This window comes from Arenibacter arenosicollis (assembly GCF_014397245.1).
In the GTDB taxonomy this organism is placed as follows: Bacteria; Bacteroidota; Bacteroidia; order Flavobacteriales; family Flavobacteriaceae; genus Arenibacter; species Arenibacter arenosicollis.
Genome location: NZ_JACLHY010000031.1, coordinates 32,063 through 53,029, shown reverse-complemented (window position 1 = coordinate 53,029; position 20,967 = coordinate 32,063). Strand labels below are relative to the sequence as shown.

Sequence of the window (20,967 nt, the reverse complement as noted above, 5' to 3'; positions counted from 1 at the left end):
ACTTGCTGTCGGAAAAGAATCCACCCCTCCCTGTCCAGGGTGGGGAGCCGCTTTTGGCAGGTAAGTCAAATAGAATAGTCCAGAAAGAATCTATTTTATTTGAATATTGCTAAAACCGGGCGTCATCGTTAATTCATTTTTGCGTAGCTGTGGCAGCCGCATATTTTTGCTTTTTATCAGCTTGCATCTACTCCTGCAAGGTTTGCATAATCCCATAGGTATCTCAGTTGGTTGATGATTATAGTCCTGCAAGGTTTTAAAAACCTCGTAGGACAGACTTAAGTCCCATTGATCAACAGCCTCCCAGTTTAACCACAGGGTAATCGCTTACATCAATGTTGGGATCTTTACTATTTCTGACTAATTCGATTGCTTCATCCGTCTTATATTGATGGGGGCCAATATAAAAGGTCGCACCTTTTTCGGCCAATTCCTTTATATATTCCACTGGATCTGGATTTTTTTGAGCTGGTGGTTGAGGTACAGTGTACAAATGTCCATAATATAAAAAAGGCTCTTTTATAGCCTTTAAATTTTGATCGGTGCTACTTTGAGAAGTTGGTGATGATATATTATCTTCTTCAACGTTTGGCGTAGAATTTGGTTTTCCAAATTCCCCATTAGGGTCATTATATAATGGGACCGGATGCACGTAATGATTTTCCTTATATGCCAATTTTTTATACGTATCGTAAAATTGCATTACTTCAACATATTTTTTTTTTAGTTCATCAATACTACCCTTGTGCTCGTTGTGGTAACGGGAGACTGCAGCCCTATAGCTTTTCGCTTTTTTTAAATAGGTATTAATCGCATATTTCACTTCTTTCGAATAGTTTTCAGTATTGACGTGGGTTGCAATAGTTGGAGGAGGTGGTGGGAAATCGGAGCTAACAACGGGTACTATTTTCGCTTTCGATACCACTTTTCTTGAGATATGATTATTGTTTCCTAACTCTTCTTCATGGTCAACTTTTGTTTCTGTCTTTGGCGGTGTTGGAACTGGTGGAATAGGACTTGGCTCACCTTTTTTTACGGTTGGAACCAGCTTTGGAGCAGGAGCAGGAGCCTGTGGAACTGGTGGGCATTCTGGAAAGGGCTGAGCCTGCTGTTTTTGCTCATTGCTCATACGCCCGTAAATAGTTTCTAATTTCTTTAGGTCCTTTAACGGAATAACCCTTGTTTCTTGGGGTTGTGCATTGTATTTTTTGGCGAGGGTGTTGAATTCCTTTATTTCGGTTTTGGTGGCCCCAACTTGATCCGGGAATTTTGAAGGTCCTTTAATGTCAATGGTGGCTACGCCATAGTCCATTAAAATAGCATCTACTTGTTTTATAATATTATCCGGAGTTTCTTTCTCTACCCTAATAATGGCCCTAACGCTTTGCTCTCTTTGTTCTTTAGTTAGGCCTTTGTTGTATTTTGGTAGGTGTGATTTTAAGTCTTCAATCTTAACTATATCAACATTGACCAACAGCTGTCCCTTTTTGTTTATAGCTATGGAAATTTCTTGTGTTGGAATATTTTGATTTCGTAAATCGTTAATTTTTTCCTGTTCAATATCCTCTACGATTGTTTCTTGTTGGTAGTCCCGCTCAATAGTAATGGTCTCGATTTTTTGAATTTCAAGAATTTCTTTGGTGCTAAAACTATAGAGTAGGAGAGCCATTAATGGAATTAGCAATAAACTTTTAAGCCAAATGGCTTTTTTTGATGTCTGTGTTTTCATGATAACGATTCGTTTTTTGATTGATGAATAATGAATGGCGTTTGCCAAAGGGGATGTTACGGCATTTGATGAGAATACCAATACCAAGTTTTGATAGTTGGCAATACGTGCTCCTCTTTTTAAAACGGCTTGGTCCGCTAAAAATTCGTGGTTCAGTTTTGCTAAATGCTTTGCCCAATAGACCAAAGGGTGAAACCAGAAGACAATTTGAATCAGCTCCAACAGTAAGATATCCAAGCTGTGTTTTTGTAATGCATGTGTTTCCTCGTGCCAAAAAACTTCTTGCGGAATTTTCTCGGTTTCGTAATTGTTTTTGTTGAAAAAAATATAGCTAAAAAAGGTATGCGGAGCAATAAGTTCTTGAAGCAACACGTGATGGATAGGTCCCGATTTGCGTTTTGGATTATTTTTAATACTCTTAAGTAAGGATTTTAGATTGGCCAAAAACTTAAGAGCAAAAAGGACTACGCCCAAACCATATAGGCTCCACAACAAAATAGGGAGGATGTTGGACTCCGGATGTGGAAGTGCCTCTATATAGATACCGCTGTGTTCAGGGTTTTGAGCGAACATCATGCGTTCCACAGTAACCGTAACGTATTGGGTGAAAGTAATTAACGGGATAGCAAGAGAGATTATAAAGGAAGATAATAGGTAATATCTTTTAAAATGGTGAATGTGGACCTGTTCCAATACCAACTTGTAAAATAGAAGGAGTATGGCCAAAGACGCACTAAATTTTAAAAGATAGATCAACATGGCTATTTATTTTTAATTTCTGTATCGATCAAATTTCTTAATTCTTCCAGTTCTTCCTTGCTCAAATCTGTTTCTTTGGCAAAGAAGGAAGCAAACTGTGAGGTGCTATCGTTAAAAAAGGTTTTAATGAGTCCGTTTAGGTGCTTGGAGAAATAGTCTTTTTTCTTTACCAAAGGGTAGTATTGTCTAGCGTTTCCAAACAAGTTATACCCAACAAAGCCTTTGTCCGTCATTCGCTTTAACAAGGTAGCCACAGTTGTGGTGGCGGGTTTGGGTTCCGGATAGACCTCCAACAGATCCTTCATAAAAGCTTTGTTCAGCTTCCAGAGGTGGTTCATTAATTCTTCTTCTGTTTTTGATAGTTTCATTTGTAAAATGATTATTGCTCTACAAACATAGAGCAAATATTTTAATTCTACAAATGTAGAGGTATTTTTCTTGCTGAGAGTGATGAAAATTGAATCGCGGTTGAATAAATAGTTTTGCCTGAATGACGGGTTTAGGAACTGACCCGAGAGATTGTAAATTGATTTTGCGTTAGCAATTGCAGTGGCATCCTTTTTTGGCCTTACTCCTTCCAAGGTTTGTCAAACCTTGGAGGTATGTTGTCAGGTCATCATTGCTTATCTAGTTTTTCGGGGTAAGCTTGGTTCCAATCCTGCAAGGTTTTTTTTAACCTTGTAGGATTGGAGTAAGAGCGTTTTAATTTGTCGGGAAGTCTTGCTAAGCTAGGTGCTATAGTCCTACAAGGTTTTGAAAACCTTGTAGGTATGATGTCAGGTCATCATTGCTTATCTGGTTTTCCGGTGTAAGCTTGGTTCTAATCCTGCAAGGTTTTTTTTAACCTTGTAGGTATAGAGTAAGCGCGTTTTAATTTGTCTGGAAGTCTTACTAAGCTAGGTGCTATAGTCCTACAAGGTTTTGAAAACTTTGCAGGACTACCCAATAGTGCGCAAGGGAGGGGGCATCCCGACCTTTTTGTCGGGATGGCGGGAGGGGTAGTGTGCATTCTTGGGCTATTATGATATGGCTATTAGTGCAATCACTATTTTACAGGTTTTCTACCCGCCCCGTCTTCTTTTCCGACTCGTTGTCGGTAAAGAATCCACCCCACCCTGTCCAGGGTGGGGAGCCGCTTTTTTAAATTTTTTATTGGCCTGCCCTAGCCTACAAGGTTTTAAAAACCTTGCAGGACTACCCAATAGTGCGCAGGGGAAGCTGGCATTCCGACCTTTTTGTCGGGATGGCGGAAGGGGTAGTGTGCATTCTTGGGCTGTTGTGATGTGGCTATTAGTGCAGTCTCTATTTTACGGGCTTTCTACCCGCCCCGTCTTCTTTTCCGACTCGTTGTCGGTAAAGAATCCACCCCTCCCTATCCAGGGTGGGGAGCCGCTTTTTTAAATTTTTTATAGGCCTGCCCCTAGCCTACAAGGTTTTGAAAACCTTGCAGGACTACCCAATAGTGCGCAAGGGAGGGGGCATCCCGACTTTTTTGTCGGGATGGCGGAAGGGGTAGTGTGAATCCTGACGCTATTGTGAGGTGGCTATTTGGGCACCCTATAGTTTTACGCGCTTTCTACCCGCCCCGTCTTATTTCCTTACTCGCTGTCGGTAAAGAATCCACCCCTCCCTGCCCAGGGTGGGAGCCACTTTTGGTAAATAAAGCGATCAGAATATATGTCGTAATGTTAGAGAATTGGTCGAACCTAATTAAGTAGTGCCAAATCATGGCGTCATTGTTAATAGATTTTGCGTTAGCTATTGCAGCGGCATCCTTTTTTAGCTGACGCTAGGCCCCATACAGCGGTCCTGCAAGGTTTCTAAAACCTTGTAGGACTAGAATATAAATGTGACCGAAATATCTACAGGGTTTCCAAAACCTTGCAGGATTAGAACCAAAACCTTGCAGGACTGCTGGACATGAGCAAAAAAGATATAGCGGAAAGAGCGACCCGCTAGGGAAACGCCCAATAACATGATTCTTGCTTATTTGGATAGTTCCGTGAAATATTGATAGAAATAAGGAATGGTCTCTATGCCTTTTAGGTAGTTCCAGACTCCAAAATGCTCATTGGGAGAATGTATGGCATCGCTGTCCAGACCGAAGCCCATAAGGATGGTCTTGCTTTTCAACTCCTTTTCGAAAAGGGACACAATGGGGATACTGCCACCACTACGCTGAGGTATTGGGGTCTTGCCAAAGGTAGTTTCGTAGGCTTTGGAAGCGGCTTTATAGCCATTATTGTCTATGGGCGTTACATAGCCCTGTCCACCGTGATGGGGGGTAACCTTGACGGTTACTCCGTCTGGGGCCAGACTTTCGAAATGGGTTTTGAACAACTCGGTTATTTCTTTCCAATCCTGATGTGGCACCAAGCGCATGGAAATTTTAGCATAGGCCTTACTGGCAATTACGGTTTTTGCTCCTGCACCAATATATCCACCCCAAATTCCGTTTACGTCCAAGGTAGGTCTAATGGAGTTGCGTTCATTAGTGGTATAACCTCTTTCACCGTAAACAGCTTTTATATCCAGAGCTTTTTTATAGTTCTCCAAGCTAAAAGGTGCCTTGGCCATTTCTGCACGTTCTTCCTTGGAAAGTTCTTCCACCTTGTCATAGAATCCAGGGATGGTGATATGGTTGTTTTCATCGTGAAGTGCAGCAATCATTTTGGTCAATACATTGATGGGATTGGCCACAGCTCCGCCGTATAGGCCTGAATGCAAATCCCTGTTGGGTCCGGTCACTTCGACTTCCACATAGCTAAGTCCGCGTAAACCAGTGGTTATGGAAGGCACATTGTTGGCAATCATGCCGGTATCTGAAATTAAGATGATGTCGTTTGCAAGTTTTTCTTTGTTTTCGGCTACAAAAGTGCCCAAATTCTCGCTTCCGACTTCCTCTTCCCCTTCGATCATAAATTTTACGTTGCAGGGCAATTGGTTGGTTTTTACCATAAATTCCAAGGCCTTTACGTGCATATACATTTGTCCCTTGTCATCGCAGGCGCCTCTTGCAAAAATGGCCCCTTCGGGGTGAACGTCGGTGGATTTTATAACCGGTTCAAATGGAGGGGAGTTCCAAAGGTCTATGGGATCTGCTGGTTGAACGTCATAATGACCATAAACCAATATGGTAGGCAATTCTGGATTTATTATTTTTTCCCCGTAAACTATGGGGTATCCATTGGTTTCACAGATCTCTACCGTGTCGCAGCCAGCTTCCAAAAGTGAAGCCTTTACGGCTTCAGAAGCATTGATAACGTCCTGTGAATAAGCAGGGTCGGCACTTACCGAGGGTATCTTTAAGAGTTGTGTCAATTCGTTAATAAAACGTTCTTTGTTTTTAGCTAGGTACTCCGTAATGTCGTGCATAAATTGATTTAATTGAAGGCTAAATTTACAAAAAAGAACTTTTTAATGCCTAAGTATTTTAAAATTGAAAAATTACTTTATATTTGCATCCCGATAATAATCGGAGTCAATGCAGGCGTGGTGGAATTGGTAGACACGCTAGACTTAGGATCTAGTGCCGTGAGGTGTGAGAGTTCGAGTCTCTCCGCCTGTACTGAGTAAAAAGCTCTTCAGAAATGAGGAGCTTTTTTTGTGGTCGATGGTTTTGAAACGGGAGAGACGAGAAGCCTGTCCCGCCATGGGCGGGAAGTCTCGGAGTTTATTCTGGAAATTTCGAAGCATTAATCTTAAAAATTATGTCTGCTATGGAAATAGTTGGATTAAACCATCACAAAGTTGGTGTTCTGTTCCTTTTTTGCATCGCCAAAAAATCACTGGGCTGGTTTTAATTTTCTTATTAATTAACCTTGTATATTAGACTTCAACAATACATTTCTGTTTCTTATTTTTGTTGTTAACCTAACATGCCTTCCTATGAAAGTCCGTGAACGTTTTATTCTTATCTCAACCATAGTTGTCATTGCCATCATCTGTATTGCTCTTTTCTGGCCTCCTATTTTATGGAGTTTTATATTGGTAGGGCCATTGGTTATGATGGGCATCTTTGACATCTTTCAAAAACGTCATACCATAAGGCGTAACTTCCCGTTAATCGGTCGGTTTCGGTATGTATTGGAATCCATACGGCCAGAGATAATGCAATATTTTGTGGAGACGGATACCGAGGGAAGGCCGTTGAACCGTATTTTAAGGTCAGTGATCTACAGAAGGGCGAAAGGCGAAACAGATACCGAACCTTTTGGTACGCAGATGGATCTTTACCACTCGGGATATGAATGGATGGAACATTCCATGTATGCAAAGAATAATCCAAAGGATATTGGGGAGTTTCCCAGGTTGCTGATCGGAGGCAAGGATTGTAAACAACCTTATTCATCAAGCCTTTTGAATATTTCGGCAATGAGTTTCGGTTCTTTGAGCAACAATGCCGTTATGGCCTTAAATAAGGGTGCCAAAATGGGGAATTTTGCTCACAATACGGGCGAAGGCGGAATCAGCGATCATCATCTGAAATACGGCGGCGACCTTATTTGGCAGATTGGTACCGGGTACTTTGGCTGTAGAAACGATGATGGCACTTTTAATGAAATAACCTTTCGAGAAAATGCCCTACGACCCTCGGTAAAAATGATAGAGATTAAACTGTCGCAAGGGGCAAAACCTGGTCACGGGGGAATTTTACCTGCCATAAAGAATACAGAGGAAATCGCCAAGATCAGGCATATAAAACCTGGTATTGCCGTTCATTCCCCTCCGTCGCATTCGGCTTTTTCCGACCCTATTCAATTCATGTATTTTATTAAAAAACTGCGCGACCTGTCCGATGGAAAACCAATTGGGTTCAAATTGTGCATTGGGAGGAAACAGGAATTTATGGATTTCTGCGAGGCCATGATCTTTACAGGCATAACTCCAGATTTTATTACCGTTGATGGGGGAGAAGGTGGCACTGGTGCCGCCCCTGTCGAATTTTCGAATACAATGGGAATGCCCTTGCGTGAAGGGTTGATTTTTGTACATGATACCTTGGTAGGTTTCGGATTGAAAAAGGATATAAAAGTAATTGTGGCAGGAAAGATCATAACCGGATTTCATATGGCAAGGGCATTGGCTCTGGGAGCCGATGGTTGCAACAGCGCCCGTGCTATGATGTTGTCCATAGGATGTATCCAGGCCCTTCAATGCAATATGAATACATGCCCTACAGGGATTGCCACGCAGAACAGGTCGCTTGTTAAAGGGCTAGTAGTGGATGACAAAGCGCCAAGGGCTGCAGATTTAAGGCGTGAACATATAAGCAAGAGGGTGGGCATGTACGTTGTAAAGACCTACGATGAAATTTATCCATACATGGAGGAAGGTTGCTTATTGGATATTGCGGACATCCCCAAAAACTATCAAAGATATTTTCAATTGACAAGGATAATGAAGTAATATCTCTTGTTTGGCCTAAATATTAAGAATATGCGGTATAAAAAATATAACTTTCCGGTTAAGATGACATGGAGTTATGATTTCCCGCAAGGCTCAACGCTTGTGAAGGAGGTGAAGAAACTCCTTTAGTACTGCTAGAATGTATTGAGCTAATAAAATTCCAGTTCCTTTAAAAAATGAAAAAAATCTTCGAGCTTATCGGTCCTGGCTTTATTACGGCAGCCATGGTTTTGGGTCCTGGTAGTTTGGCTGTAGCATCTAAGATTGGGGCAAACTACGAATATCAACTGCTGTGGATAGTGCCGTTGTGCGTTGTGTTTATGGGTGCATTTACAGTTGTTTCCACAAGAATAGGCATTACCTCTGATATTTCATTGCTCCAACAGATTCGTCTCACATACAGTAGTTGGGTTGCAATTGTGGTTGGGGTCGGACTTTTTTTGGTAGCAGCATCGTTTCAAGCTGGAAATTCCATTGGTGCGGGAATGGTATTTAGTGAGACCTTGTCCATGTCATCAACCCCATGGATTATTGGAATATCGGTCATTGCCATTTTCTTGTTGTTTTTTAAGACCTTTTTTAGGATTCTTGAAAAAGTTATGATCGGTATGGTCATTTTAATGCTGGGATCCTTTGTGATTACCTTGATCATTTCTAATCCGGATCTTACAAGATTGGGAAGACAATTTATTTTTGGAATTCCGACAGGTTCCGAAATGCTCGCTTTAGCGTTGGTGGCATCAAGTTTTTCTATTGCCGGGGCCTTTTACCAAGCCTATTTGGTTCAAGAAAAGGGATGGACAAAAGCCAAATCACGATCCCACGAACGGGAAGGAATTACTGGAATTGTTATTTTGGGAGTAATTACCTCGACCGTACTCTTGGTAGGTGCGTCCGTTTTATTTCCCAAGGGTATAGCGGTGAATAGCGCCACTGAAATGGGAATGGCATTGGAGCCAATTTTCGGGTCGTATGCCTCTAATGCCTTTATGTTGGGACTTTTTGCAGCCTCCTTTTCTTCCTTATTGGGTAATGCTACCTTGGGTGGCGTTTTAATATCCGATGCGCTGGGGTTTGGGATGAAACTCGAATCGATAAAAGTACGTGCTATGGTTATGTTGGTGATTGCAATCGGTGCTATGGTCGCGATAGTTTTTGGCAATTTGCCCATTGAACTGATCGTTGTGGCACAGGGCCTTACCGTTATCGTGTCGCCATTGATCGGGCTGTTGTTGCTTTTGATCGCCTTTGGAAAATCGGCAAAAAAAGAAATGGAATTGGGCATTGGTTTAAAGGTCCTGATGATCTTAGGTTGGTTGATATTATTATTTTTGGCCTTGGCCAATGGGTATAACCTTTTTATTAAATAGCATATGCAAACCGTAGAAGAACTTGAGCTTAAATTATCGGAACCTTCGGAGAGACTTATCAAGGATGTTGCTAGGATCCATGGCGATATTATGATTTTAGGTTTGGGTGGAAAAATGGGCCCTAGCTTGGCCAAATTGCTTAAAAAAGCCATTGATAAGGCGGGAATTTCTAAAAGGATAATGGGGGCTTCACGGTTTTCGAACGAGACTATATACAACGAACTTTCCGATTTCGGAATTGAATGTCATAAGGTCGATTTGTTGAACGATGCCGCATTAAACGGGCTGCCCAAGACCGAAAATGTCATTTATATGGCTGGCAATAAATTCGGGACTGCAGGCAACGAGCATTTTACCTGGGCGATGAACGCCTATCTCCCGGGAAGGGTTGCCGAAAAATACAAACACTCCAATATCGTAGTGTTTTCAACTGGAAATATTTATCCCTTTGTGCCCATCGAAAGCGGTGGTGCAACGGAAAACATAAGGCCTTCGCCGATCGGGGAGTATGCCCAGTCCTGTTTAGGTAGAGAGAGGGTGTTTGAGCATTTTTCAGTAAAGAACGGCACCAAAATGTTGTTGTACCGTTTGAACTATGCACTTGATCTAAGGTATGGGGTGCTTTTGGAAGTCGCTAAAAAAGTGATTTCCGAAAAACCCATCGATTTGAGAATGGGTCACGTCAATGTAATTTGGCAGGGCGATGCCAACGAATATGCCATTAGAAGCCTGCTGCATTGTGAATCTCCTGCCAAAAAACTAAATATTACAGGTCCGGAAACCATATCGGTACAATGGCTTGCCGAACAATTCGGCGAACATTTCCAAAAAAAGCCGATTTTTGAGAACCAGCCTGCAGAAACAGCCTTGCTGAACAATGCTTCGCGATCATTTGAGCTTTTCGGAAAGCCTTTTGTTTCCCTAAATGAGATGATTATGATGACGGTAGAATGGGTAAAATCCGGAGGAAAGGAAATTAGTAAACCAACCCATTTTCAAGAGCGAAAGGGAGATTTCTAAATTTTATTGCCTTAAAAGGAACTCAAAAAAATGAAAGATTTGGATTCAAAAATAAAGGAATTATTAAATGAGGGAACAGTGATTCCGGCCCATCCGTTGGCCCTTACCGCCGACCGTAAGCTGGATGAGGCTCGGCAACGCCTGTTGACTCGCTATTATATAGCTTCCGGTGCCGGTGGCATAGCCATTGGCGTACATACCACCCAATTTCAGATACGCGATCCTGAAATCGGATTATACCAAACAGTGTTGGAACTGGCGCTAGAAGAAATCGACAAGGCGAATCTAATTCGGCCCTTCATAAAAGTGGCTGGGGTAAGCGGCAATACGGAACAAGCGATCAAGGAAGCCAAATTATGTGCTAAATTGGGGTATGACATCGTGCTGCTCAGTACAAACGGATTGAGAGATTGGACCGAAGAGGCTCTATTGGAACGTACCCGAAAGATTGCCGAGATCATTCCCGTATTCGGTTTTTACCTTCAGCCGGCGGTAGGAGGGAAGGTATTGAGTTTTGATTTTTGGAAGGCTTTTGCCGAAATAAAGAATGTTCACGCCATAAAAATGGCCCCGTTCAACCGCTATCAAACCTTGGAGGTGGTCAGGGCGGTCTGTGAATCGTCCCGATGCGATGACATCGCCCTTTATACGGGTAACGATGATAATATAGTCAATGATTTATTGTCCACATATAAGTTCAACGTCAATAATAAACCAGTAACCAAAGACATAGTCGGTGGTTTGTTGGGTCATTGGGCAGTTTGGACAAGTAAGGCGGTTGAAATGCTCGACAAGATAAAAAAGGTAAAAAAGAGTGGAAGTAACCTGCCAAAGGAACTATTGACCTTGAACGTGGCCGTAACCGATTCAAATGCCGCTTTTTTCGATGCTGCCAATAATTTTCATGGATGTATCGCTGGCATTCACGAAGTATTGTACCGCCAAGGAATTTTAAAGGGAATTTGGTGCCTCGATGAAAAGGAAAACCTTTCTCCAGGACAAAAAGAGGAAATCGACCGTGTTTACCGTGATTACCCTGAACTTAATGATGACAAGTTTATAAGGGTTCATATTGAGAAATGGATGGAGGATTAGTTGTATTGTTTCAACTTATAAATTACAGTATAGTTAGAATCAAAATAAAAATAGCGATTATGAAAGAATTAAATAAAACCGACAGAAGAGCTTTTGTAAAGACATCGGCCAAAACGCTAGCAGCCGGTATGGTCTTCAGCCACTTGCCGATATTTTCAAGTGCCAATGTACTGGGCCATGAAATAATTAGATTGGGATTGGTAGGTTGTGGCGGTCGTGGGACAGGTGCTATTTTTCAAGCTTTGACCGCTTCAAAGTCAGTACAGCTAGTCGCTATGGGCGATGTTTTCCAGCATGAGCTCGATAATAGCCTTCAACAGGTAACCACCAAATTTTCCGATCAGGTAGCTGTACCGAAAGAACGTCAATTTTTAGGGATGGATGCGTTTGAGAAGGTTATTGCGCAGTGCGATGCGGTCATCTTGGCAACCCCGCCGGGATTTCGTCCCCAACATTTTCAACATGCCATCGATGCTGGAAAACATGTGTTCTTGGAAAAACCTTTGGCCGTAGATGGTCCGGGCTATCGTAAAATAATCGAAACGGGAAAAAAAGCAGAAGATAAAAAACTAAACGTTGTTGTAGGTCTGCAATTCCGCTACGAAATCGCCATGAATGAAATGGTAAAGAAAATACATACAGGAGAAATCGGCGACGTGCTTTCTGCCGATGTGTATTACAATGTAGGCAAAGCCACCGTGCACCCACGAAAAGAAGGCCAGACAGAACTGGAATACCAGATCAGCAATTGGCATTATTTTAATTGGCTTTGGGGTGGACAGCTGGCAGGGCAGGCCATACACCAGATCGATGTCATCAACTGGATAAAACAGGCTTACCCCATAAAAGCAAGTGGAATGGGTGGCAGGGCACTGCTGGAAGGCCCGGATCATGGGGAAATATTCGATCACCATTATGTGGAGTACGAATATGCCGATGGCTCGAAATTACACGTACAATGTCGCCAAATGGACAATTGCGCCAACCGAATGGGGTTCAATGTACAAGGTACCAAAGCTAGAGCCGATGAGCGTTATCAGTTTCTCGACAATCAGGGTAATGCGCTTTGGCGGTACCGTGAAAGGGACGACCCTTCATCTTCACAAATCGAACAGGATGTGTTTATCGGCGCGATATTGGGATCCAAGCCCTATGTGAACAACGTTGAATTTGGTGCAGAAAGTAGTTTGACCACGATCATGGGCCGCATGGCGATCGAGTCCGGCCAGATTATTGAATTGGATAAGGCCAAGGCCTCCGATTTGAGTATTGTCCCAGATTCAATGTCATGGGATATGAAAATGGCCAATGCACCCTTGGAAGATGGTAATTATGCCATACCAAAGCCGGGTGTGAGGGTGCTGTAGAATGAAAGGATTTGTTTAATGTAGCCCCTAAGAAATCAATTATCCATAATCTGTTGTTAAACATCATATTGATGCATCTAATTTAAAAAGTGGCAGGGATATGGAGTCATATGCGTTAATCCTAAGAGTGGGGTCATTAAGGCCATTACTTATATCTTGGATTCATTTATTTGAAATGTCAGCGGAAAGTATTCCTTAAAATTAATCATCCGCCCATTGAGATACTTTTTGAACTTTTTTGTAGCCATCAGACCTATCCAAATTTTCATACAGGTCTTGGGTCCACTTATATGTTTTGGGCTCATTGCCGATAATAACGATTTCATCGGGATAATGCAAACCTACCACTTGCGGTAGATCCGTAACCCTCAAACAATTAAGCATTTCTATGGCTTCTCCCTTCCCTGTTGGTTCGCTGGGCACGTTTTGGGTCGCTGGGGGGTCTTTAAGCAAAAGTGATTTTACATGACCATCAAACAACGCGGCGTAAGCGGCAATTGCTGCCATTTCACCCTGTGCCAGAATGCTAATGTTGTCGGCATCCAAGCCCGGGATGCTTCGCAAGGCTTCCAAACAGCGTAGCACGTCATAGACACGCATGGAGGCGATGGTTCTTCCAGTCCAAGCTGCTGCCCTCCGTATATGCCATTGCTGTGATGCGGACCAGCCCGTGTCGCCGATGCCCCGCGCCTCAAAATAGGCTACTGTCATTTGTTCGCCCAGACCTCCGGCCAATCCTGCCGATGCATAGCGTTCTTCATTGGGATTTTTCAATACGAGAACAAGGGGTTTGGCGGTATTTGTGGGTTGCCCTGTATGAAGGGACACCTTCAAGCGCCATCCTTCCTCGGAAACAAAACTGTAATCCTTTCGTTCATCTCCCGACTTACTCGAAGACCTAAAAATCAATCGCATATCCAGCGGTTGGGATTCGTCGGGAAATGCGCCAAACGTTTTTTCTATCAAAAAAGCCTTTACCTCGTTTCTATAGGAATCCAGTTGTTCTACCGTTTTAATTTCTGGCGCTGTGGCCAAGTCTACGAACGAATCCTGAATAGATTTCGTTCTATTGTCATTTGGCACACCATTTATATAGACTTTTAATTCTTCCTCCGACAGTTCCTTGGTGGTGTCAATATTAATAAGGGCTTCCGGTTTTGCCTTCTTTCCTTTTAATTCTTTTATAAAGAATGATAAAATTTCTGGTCGCAGTTCTTCCTTCGATCCATAACTATGTCCCCCAGTCGCATCTTTCATAATCAGATTTTCTGGTTTTCCGTAGGAGGAATAAATGGGTTTTATCTTATTGTACAGCGTATGGACTGCCTCGATGGAGTAGTACAGGTCACGATTTGGTTGTGCAATCATAAACGGTCGTGGAGCAATCAATGCACCAATATCGGAAAAGTCGATGCCATAAGTGTTGATCGGCATCATACAGTCGCAATGGTCATCGATTGTTTTTTGAGCTATTTGTCCTTCAAGCGAACTTGCGCCTGCCACGGCCGCAGCAGCTTTTATTCGTTGATCGGCAGCCGGTAGATACCAGCTTTGGGAGCCACCTCCAGAAATGCCGGTTACCCCCAGGTTATTTTGATCTACTTCCGGCATTGCAGATAATAGATCTAAGCCTCGTATTCCGTTCCATACTTCCACCCCGGCAGGATTGTAGCCTCTACTGTACCAATGGAACCATCCGTTTGATTCCTGACCTAAATGTTCACCTTCTACCTCTCCTCTTTGAATGGTTTCGATAATCATGCACACAAAGCCATTTTCGGCGAAATTCTTGGCATGTGCTTGATAGTTGTATTTTTGGGAATGGGCATGGCCACTTACATACAAAATGGCGGGCACCGGTTTTTTGATTCCATTGGGAATATAGAGGTTGGCGGGCACATATAGACCGGGCAAAGATTCGTAGTATAGCTTTTCGATACGGTATCCTTTTTTTTGAATGCTTCCTGTTTTGGTTACATTTAAGGGAGACCTTTTTCCTTGAAGGGGCTTTCCCTGTAGCCCCAACATCTCAATAAATTGATGGTGCCTCTCCTCGCGGACAGCCTCCCAGTCCTGCAAATTTTTAATATCATTTAAGGAATTATGGGTAATATTGCTGGCCACCGTACACAGATGTTGACGAATGTTATTTGGTTGATCAAAGTTCGTATCAACTGTAAGCTCAAAAGATTGAGGGAATGTCAACATTGAACAAAATGCAAAAAGAAGGATTACAATAGATTGCCTTTTCATTGAATTGCGTGTTTACTTTTTTTAACTAAACTGTTGCATACATCAACACTAGATTCACGATTCTGCTTCTGACTAGACTTGTTGTAGCTTTTTATTTTGATACACTTTACTTACAATATATAAAAATATACTACCAAATGTATTTGAATATGATGTTTAAAAAGTTGTAAATCAAAAAGAAACAACCGGTAAATCCTTTGGTAAGAAAATTTTAAAACAATAGGTTTAAGTTAGTGCCGGTAAGATTTTGGACATTGGCAGTTATTTTTTCTATTGGCCAGTCCCACCATTGCTGTTCCAATAATTTGGCAATGTCCCCTTCTGAAAAGCGTTTTCGGATTAATTTGGACGGATTGCCCCCAACTATACTATAGGGCTCTACATTCTTTGCCACCGTGGTGTTGCTGGCTATAATTGCTCCATCGCCAATTGTAATTCCCGGCATAATGGTGGCTTTGTAGCCAATCCATACGTCATTGCCTATAACTGTGTTCCCTTTGGAAGGATAGCTTTTTCCATCCATCGCATGTTTCCAATCCTTGCCAAAAATGGCGAATGGGTAGGAGGATATTGAACTGCTCAAATGGTTGGCCCCGTTCATAATAAAGGTTACATCGGAGGCAATCATACAGAACTTTCCAATAATAAGCTTGTCTCCAACAAAGTCGAAATGGTATTTGAAGTTTCTCTCAAAATTGGACACATCCTCAAAATCATCGTAATAGGTATAATCACCTACTACAATATTAGGGTTCTTTACAATATTCTTTAAAAAGCAGAGTCGATCGTAATTTTCCAATGGAAATGGATCGTTTTTATCAGGTGCGTTCATAACATTAAAAATTTGATAAATAACTTATTAAAATGCCTACTGAAAAATCGAAAAGGGAATACTGAAATGATAGTTTTTTAATTTGAAAAAGTTTCCATATCCCCAAATTAAGCTAATTGAAGCGATTACAAAAAGTCCATAAATTGTGTAATTGGCAAGAATAATCGTTGTTATATCAAATATATTAAAAAGTAAGGTTTCAAAAACAAAATGCCCAAACGGTATTATAAGGGTAAAAATTCTTCTTGTATTGGGAGTAAATCGAAGTGCGAACTACAAAATTAATCAATGAAAAACCAAAGTATAGTTAACGCCTTTTTAAAATTTATACCCAAAATGGTTTTTGTAAATTATTGTATTTTTGATTAGGTTCCCAATTTAAAAACCGACTAAGATTTTTTTCGAATGCCTAGCAAAAAAAAACGCCGTATTGCCGCTATAATGTTTACGGACATAGTTGGTTATACAGCCTTAATGCAAAGGGATGAAAATGCGGCGGTGGAAATGCGTTCACTTCATAGGCAGGAGTTTAAAAAGAACCATGAGCTTTATAATGGGGATATCCTTCAATATTATGGTGACGGAACACTGAGTGTTTTTGCAAGTGGTTTGGAGGCTGTGGAATGCGCCATAGATATTCAAATGGCATTGCAGAAGGAAAACCCAGTACCACTTCGTATAGGTCTGCATCTAGGAGATATTGTTTTTGATGGAACGGAAGTTTATGGCGACGGAGTAAATTTAGCCTCACGAATAGAGAGTTTGGGAGTTGCAGGTTCAATACTTCTGTCCGGTAAACTAAACGATGAACTTAATAATCATCCTCACATATTAACGCAGTCCCTAGGGAAGGTTAAGCTAAAGAATATCTCAAAACCTGTTGAAGTCTATGCAGTAACCAACAAGGGAATAAAAATTCCTAAAAGTTTTGAACTTAAGGGTATTCCGAAAAAAGAGGCAAAATCAGTCGCCGTGCTCCCATTTGTAAATATGAGTTCCAGTCAGGATAATGAGTATTTCAGTGACGGTATGACAGAGGAAATCATTAATGCCCTTTCAAAAATTAAGGGATTAAAAGTGACCTCGAGAACATCTTCATTTCACTTTAAAAAGGTTAATCTACCTATTTCACGGATAGGTCAGGAACTTAATGTGTCCACTATTTTGGAGGGAAGTGTGCGTTTATCTAGCAATAAAATGCGCATAACTGCCCAGCTAATCGATGTAAAGGAAGATTATCATTTTTGGTCCGAAACTTTTGATCGGTCTTTGGAGGATGTTTTTGCCGTTCAAGATGAAATTAGCCTTCTTATTGCCGAAAGGTTGAGGGAGCATATTGGTCATTTTGATATTGTGGAACAATTGATCCAAGACCCAGAAATACCTGTCGATGTATATCAAGGTTATTTAAAAAGTAGATATCATATTCTAAAAATGGGCAAGTCAGATATTGAAACAGGGATTTCAATATTGGAAAAAATTATAGAGGATTGGCCCCATTTTGCATTGGCCCATTTGGGGATGCATCTGGCTTATACCCTTTTGGGAACAATAGGATTGGTTCCTTTACGAGAAGCCTTTGCCAAAGGCCAGCCTTTTCTGGACAAGGCTATGGAATTGGATGAAAACTTGCCCGAATGTCAATTGCACCTTTCCTATGCCTCCTTGATTCAAAAATGGGACCTCCCAGGAACCTATCGGCATTTGAACAGAGTGTATGAAGCTGGTCCCATAGTTGAATATTATCCAAGCATGGCATCCACCTTGGTAGCCGAAGGCAGATTTGCAGCGGCAAGAACATATATTGAAACAGCCCTTCAGCTTGATCCTTTTTCGTCCGTTAATTATCATCTCAAAGGATTTATTGATTACTGCGAAGAAAAATATGACAGCGCCATTAGTAGTTTTGAAAAGGCAGTGGAACTGAAATCGGATTTTAAAACGTCTACGTTATTTTGGGGACAAGCACTTTTGCTAAAGGGAAAATGCAAGGAAGGATTGGCGTTTTTTGAGAAACTTCCTCAGGATGAAACCGAAGATGTGATGAGGTTGGGAGGAACAACCATGGCTTATGCGGTTTTGGGCAAGAAAGAGCAAGCAGAAAAGGGAATTGTTAAGTTGGAAGCTGCTTTGGAAACCGATCTAATGGGTAGGGCATTGAACTTGCTGATTCTATGTAATGCACTTTTGGGGAAGACCCAGGAAACCATTAAATTAATAGAAAAAGGTATTGCCCACCGATTGCCAATGATGATCTATTTATTTGTGGAGCCAATACTCAAGCCCATGAACGGAATGCCCGGTTTTCAGAAACTCAGGAGAGAGGTTTTGGGGGAGGATAATCAATTTGGGACCGCTAAAAGAAAGTACCAAAAATCCCTGATCAATAAAACACAGATCAAGAAATATAGGAATCAATTGGATTTGTTGATGTTGGAAGAGGAACCATACCTTGATCCCAACCTCACACTTAGGGCTTTGGCGGAAATGATGGAAATCCCTTCCAATCATTTATCCCAGCTGCTGAATGAGGGATATGGGAAGAATTTTGCCGACTTTGTTAATTCCTACCGCTTGGAAACCTTTAAGTCCAAGGTCGCCGACCCCACGCAACGAAACCTCACCATTCTAGCTTTGGCATACGATAGTGGATTTAACTCCAAGACCGTATTCAATACCTACTTTAAAAAGACGATGGGCACAACTCCTAGGACCTATTGGAAAAAAACAGTTTCCTAAAAGGTTCCGATTTCCAAACCCGAACGACTGGTACTCCCATTTCATTCATCTTTGTCAGAAATAAAACCAGTTTAGCGCTAAAAGAAATTTGGGTTTCATCATAGAAATATAACTAATGTAATTTTTTTTAAAAATGGCCATACGCTTTATCATTCAAATTTCAATTGAGATAGCAATTTTGATTACCATCTTAATAACATCCTAATCTCATGACGATTTAGAGTTGCTCGAAAATTTTTCGAAAATACTATTTTTGAGGTCTCCTCAAGATTAATATATATGATCTATAGCATAGATATGATCGCCAAGGCCGAATACCCTCATGTGGTTGAGGTTTGGGAGACTTCGATCAGAGTAACACACCACTTTTTATGTTAAACGCATTTCCAAAACAGAACCAATAAAAAACTTCTGGGACTTTGTTCCGATTTTGAAATTAGAACGATTGACTTATCTGCACTGTATACATTTGTCTCAAAAAAAAATATGAAAGCAATAGTGATTACCAAGTATGGTGCTCCCGATGTTCTGAAACTTAAGGAAATAACAAAACCCCAACCTGGGGAAAATGAAATTTTAATAAAGGTAAAGGCGGCCAGTGTAACCACCGCGGATACCATGATACGAAGAGGGAGTCCATGGTATGGTAGACTTTTTATTGGTTTAACCAAGCCTAAGTATCCCATAGTTGGCACCGGTTTCTCTGGGATAATTGAGTCAATTGGAGAAAATGTAAGTCTATTTAAAAAGGGAGATCATGTTTTTGGCGAATCGGTATTTGGACAAGGTAGCAATGCAGAATACCTGTGTATTTCGGAAGATGGATTAATAATTATAAAACCTAATATAATATCCTTCGAGGAGGCAGCAACCATCTGTGATGGGCCATTAACTTCTTGGAATTTTTTAAATGAAATGGCCAAAGTGAAAAGTGGTCAAAAGGTGCTAATAAATGGTGCCTCTGGAAGTTTGGGTACAGCTGCGGTACAGTTGGCCAAATATTATGGTGCAGAAGTGACAGGTGTTTGTAGTTCTTCCAATTTGGAGATGGTTAGGTCTCTTGGGGCGGATTACCTTATAGATTATACAAAAACAAATTTCACAAAAACGGGGAATTGTTACGATGTTGTTTTTGATACGGTGGGCAAGAGTTCGTTCTCCGAGTGTAAACGAATACTGGCGAAAAATGGCACATACCTTTCACCGGTACTTAGTTTTCCCTTATTATTTCAAATGTTATGGACCACTATATTTGGAAGTAAAAAGGCCAAATTTTCAGCTACAGGTCTTTTGGCTGTTCCAAAACTAAGGACAATGCTAACTGCACTCACTGGCCTTTTGGAAGTCGACCTTTTGAAAGTGATCATTGACCAATGTTATTCCTTGACCGAAGTTCCTGCTGCACATAGGTATGTGGATACAGGCCACAAAAAAGGCAATGTAGTTCTAAAGCTATAAGAAGGGGTGACTTTCAACCTTTTCTCCAGGCTTGGGCGTTTTTATAGAATATATAGCAGCATACTTTTTAAAAGTCTTTTTTTTAGGTTAAATGATTACCATGGAATTGGCCACTGAAAAAGCCATTAAGGTTCCTACTGAATATCGTTATTTAGGATTGTATTTTTAGGGCATTTAATAAAGTGGATTATATCATTTTCGGTTGGTAGTTAAGCTAAATGTACATTTTATCCAAGGTTTGTTAGAGTTGAACGTTGATATTTTGAAACTCGATCGATCTACACTAACTTTAGATTAAGAAATGTGCCTAAGTTAATTGCACATTTATAATTTAAACCAAGGAATAACCAAATCAAAATTAAATACCTCATCAGTGTTATGGTGTTGACTATGGAAAACAATAAAAAATAAAGTGATGAAAAAGAAATTCAATTTAATTGACCTTGTATTGACATTTAGCGGCGCCTTTGCAGTTATTGTATTGGTATTGGTAGTTTCCAAGTTTGTTTAGTAGCGCTTGTTGTTAAGATGTTTAGGTCATAGAAAAAGTTTCTTAATGTTAACGGTCCATGGATGCTATTTTTAACGTAAATATATTATCGTGTCCAAATGGATTAATTTATTGTTTAAACTAAATTCGGAATATGTCTAAAACATCCGCCCGTTGGTTATTGGTATTGGGTTTTGTTATAGTTGGTTTTGGGGTCGGTATTTACTTGCAGGATTTAAAGCATCAGGAAAGTACTAAGGCCGCTTGGAAAGCCAATAGGTTCAACGTGGCTAGATTTAATAAGATAATGCGGTACGCTGGGGATATGAACTCCCAAAATTGGTCCTCTATGAGGGACAGCATTGGTGGTCAATTGGATAGTTTGATGATATTGAGATTTAGAAAGGAAGTTGATAGCATAAAAAAAACACGAAAATAGAATTCTC

Annotated in this window: 13 protein-coding genes and 1 tRNA gene; 9 read left to right on the top strand and 5 right to left on the bottom strand. The window is 41.0% G+C overall.

What is annotated here, in order from left to right; all coding sequences use genetic code 11:
* Positions 1 to 292: 292 nt before the first annotated feature.
* The 3 genes from H4O18_RS20090 to H4O18_RS20080 all read right to left on the bottom strand — a co-directional run bounded on the left by H4O18_RS20090 (position 293) and on the right by H4O18_RS20080 (position 5,863).
* Positions 293 to 2,488 carry a M56 family metallopeptidase gene (locus tag H4O18_RS20090; RefSeq protein WP_187588004.1) on the bottom strand — a complete coding sequence of 732 codons (2,196 nt, stop codon included), beginning with the start codon at positions 2,486 to 2,488 and terminating at the stop codon, positions 293 to 295.
* A 2-nt stretch (positions 2,489 to 2,490) separates the two neighbouring features.
* Positions 2,491 to 2,856, bottom strand: coding sequence for a BlaI/MecI/CopY family transcriptional regulator (locus H4O18_RS20085; protein ID WP_187588002.1), 366 nt, complete (start codon positions 2,854 to 2,856; stop codon positions 2,491 to 2,493).
* A 1,618-nt stretch (positions 2,857 to 4,474) separates the two neighbouring features.
* Complete coding sequence (locus H4O18_RS20080) at positions 4,475 to 5,863, bottom strand: dipeptidase (RefSeq protein ID WP_187587997.1); 1,389 nt, start codon at positions 5,861 to 5,863, stop codon at positions 4,475 to 4,477.
* A gap of 111 nt (positions 5,864 to 5,974) precedes the next feature.
* Here H4O18_RS20080 and H4O18_RS20075 point away from each other — a divergent pair.
* From H4O18_RS20075 to H4O18_RS20050, 6 genes are all read left to right on the top strand, one after another.
* Positions 5,975 to 6,056 (top strand) — tRNA-Leu (locus H4O18_RS20075).
* 320 nt (positions 6,057 to 6,376) lie between these two features.
* Positions 6,377 to 7,897 carry an FMN-binding glutamate synthase family protein gene (locus tag H4O18_RS20070; protein ID WP_187587995.1) on the top strand — a complete coding sequence of 507 codons (1,521 nt, stop codon included), beginning with the start codon at positions 6,377 to 6,379 and terminating at the stop codon, positions 7,895 to 7,897.
* Between the two features lie 176 nt (positions 7,898 to 8,073).
* Entirely contained in the window at positions 8,074 to 9,267 is a 1,194-nt protein-coding gene (locus tag H4O18_RS20065) for an Nramp family divalent metal transporter (RefSeq protein ID WP_187587993.1), read from the top strand.
* 3 nt (positions 9,268 to 9,270) lie between these two features.
* The gene (locus tag H4O18_RS20060) at positions 9,271 to 10,287 is read left to right on the top strand and encodes an NAD-dependent epimerase/dehydratase family protein (RefSeq protein ID WP_187587991.1); all 1,017 of its coding nucleotides are present in this window, start codon (positions 9,271 to 9,273) and stop codon (positions 10,285 to 10,287) included.
* Positions 10,288 to 10,317: 30 nt separating this feature from the next.
* Positions 10,318 to 11,382, top strand: a complete 1,065-nt coding sequence (locus H4O18_RS20055) for a dihydrodipicolinate synthase family protein (protein ID WP_187587989.1) — start codon at positions 10,318 to 10,320, stop codon at positions 11,380 to 11,382.
* Positions 11,367 to 12,749, top strand: coding sequence for a Gfo/Idh/MocA family protein (locus H4O18_RS20050; protein WP_187587988.1), 1,383 nt, complete (start codon positions 11,367 to 11,369; stop codon positions 12,747 to 12,749). The genes H4O18_RS20055 and H4O18_RS20050 overlap by 16 nt, the downstream gene beginning before the upstream one ends.
* Before the next feature lie 201 nt (positions 12,750 to 12,950).
* Here H4O18_RS20050 and H4O18_RS20045 read toward each other — a convergent pair whose 3' ends face one another.
* Together H4O18_RS20045 and H4O18_RS20040 are read right to left on the bottom strand one after the other, a co-directional pair.
* Entirely contained in the window at positions 12,951 to 15,002 is a 2,052-nt protein-coding gene (locus H4O18_RS20045) for an alpha/beta hydrolase family protein (protein WP_187587986.1), read from the bottom strand.
* Positions 15,003 to 15,213: 211 nt separating this feature from the next.
* Positions 15,214 to 15,834 (bottom strand): CatB-related O-acetyltransferase, encoded by a 621-nt coding sequence (locus H4O18_RS20040; RefSeq protein WP_187587984.1) that lies wholly within the window; start codon positions 15,832 to 15,834, stop codon positions 15,214 to 15,216.
* 405 nt (positions 15,835 to 16,239) lie between these two features.
* Between H4O18_RS20040 and H4O18_RS20035 the strand changes: the two genes are divergently transcribed.
* From H4O18_RS20035 to H4O18_RS20025, 3 genes are all read left to right on the top strand, one after another.
* Positions 16,240 to 18,573 (top strand): helix-turn-helix domain-containing protein, encoded by a 2,334-nt coding sequence (locus H4O18_RS20035; protein ID WP_187587982.1) that lies wholly within the window; start codon positions 16,240 to 16,242, stop codon positions 18,571 to 18,573.
* Between the two features lie 486 nt (positions 18,574 to 19,059).
* On the top strand, positions 19,060 to 20,031 hold the full coding sequence (locus tag H4O18_RS20030) for an NAD(P)-dependent alcohol dehydrogenase (protein WP_187587979.1): 972 nt from the start codon (positions 19,060 to 19,062) through the stop codon (positions 20,029 to 20,031).
* Between the two features lie 644 nt (positions 20,032 to 20,675).
* The gene (locus H4O18_RS20025) at positions 20,676 to 20,960 is read left to right on the top strand and encodes a hypothetical protein (RefSeq protein ID WP_187587977.1); all 285 of its coding nucleotides are present in this window, start codon (positions 20,676 to 20,678) and stop codon (positions 20,958 to 20,960) included.
* Positions 20,961 to 20,967 lie beyond the last annotated feature (7 nt).

Excerpts from the sequence above, each read along its gene's own strand:
- H4O18_RS20085 (WP_187588002.1), bottom strand. The coding sequence starts at position 2,856 with ATGAAACTATCAAAAACAGAAGAAGAATTAATGAACCACCTCTGGAAG.
- H4O18_RS20065 (WP_187587993.1), top strand. The coding sequence starts at position 8,074 with ATGAAAAAAATCTTCGAGCTTATCGGTCCTGGCTTTATTACGGCAGCC.
- H4O18_RS20070 (WP_187587995.1), top strand. The coding sequence starts at position 6,377 with ATGAAAGTCCGTGAACGTTTTATTCTTATCTCAACCATAGTTGTCATT.
- H4O18_RS20090 (WP_187588004.1), bottom strand. The coding sequence starts at position 2,488 with ATGTTGATCTATCTTTTAAAATTTAGTGCGTCTTTGGCCATACTCCTT.
- H4O18_RS20035 (WP_187587982.1), top strand. The coding sequence starts at position 16,240 with ATGCCTAGCAAAAAAAAACGCCGTATTGCCGCTATAATGTTTACGGAC.
- H4O18_RS20025 (WP_187587977.1), top strand. The coding sequence starts at position 20,676 with ATGTCTAAAACATCCGCCCGTTGGTTATTGGTATTGGGTTTTGTTATA.
- H4O18_RS20055 (WP_187587989.1), top strand. The coding sequence starts at position 10,318 with ATGAAAGATTTGGATTCAAAAATAAAGGAATTATTAAATGAGGGAACA.
- H4O18_RS20080 (WP_187587997.1), bottom strand. The coding sequence starts at position 5,863 with ATGCACGACATTACGGAGTACCTAGCTAAAAACAAAGAACGTTTTATT.
- H4O18_RS20050 (WP_187587988.1), top strand. The coding sequence starts at position 11,367 with ATGGATGGAGGATTAGTTGTATTGTTTCAACTTATAAATTACAGTATA.
- H4O18_RS20030 (WP_187587979.1), top strand. The coding sequence starts at position 19,060 with ATGAAAGCAATAGTGATTACCAAGTATGGTGCTCCCGATGTTCTGAAA.
- H4O18_RS20060 (WP_187587991.1), top strand. The coding sequence starts at position 9,271 with ATGCAAACCGTAGAAGAACTTGAGCTTAAATTATCGGAACCTTCGGAG.
- H4O18_RS20045 (WP_187587986.1), bottom strand. The coding sequence starts at position 15,002 with ATGAAAAGGCAATCTATTGTAATCCTTCTTTTTGCATTTTGTTCAATG.
- H4O18_RS20040 (WP_187587984.1), bottom strand. The coding sequence starts at position 15,834 with ATGAACGCACCTGATAAAAACGATCCATTTCCATTGGAAAATTACGAT.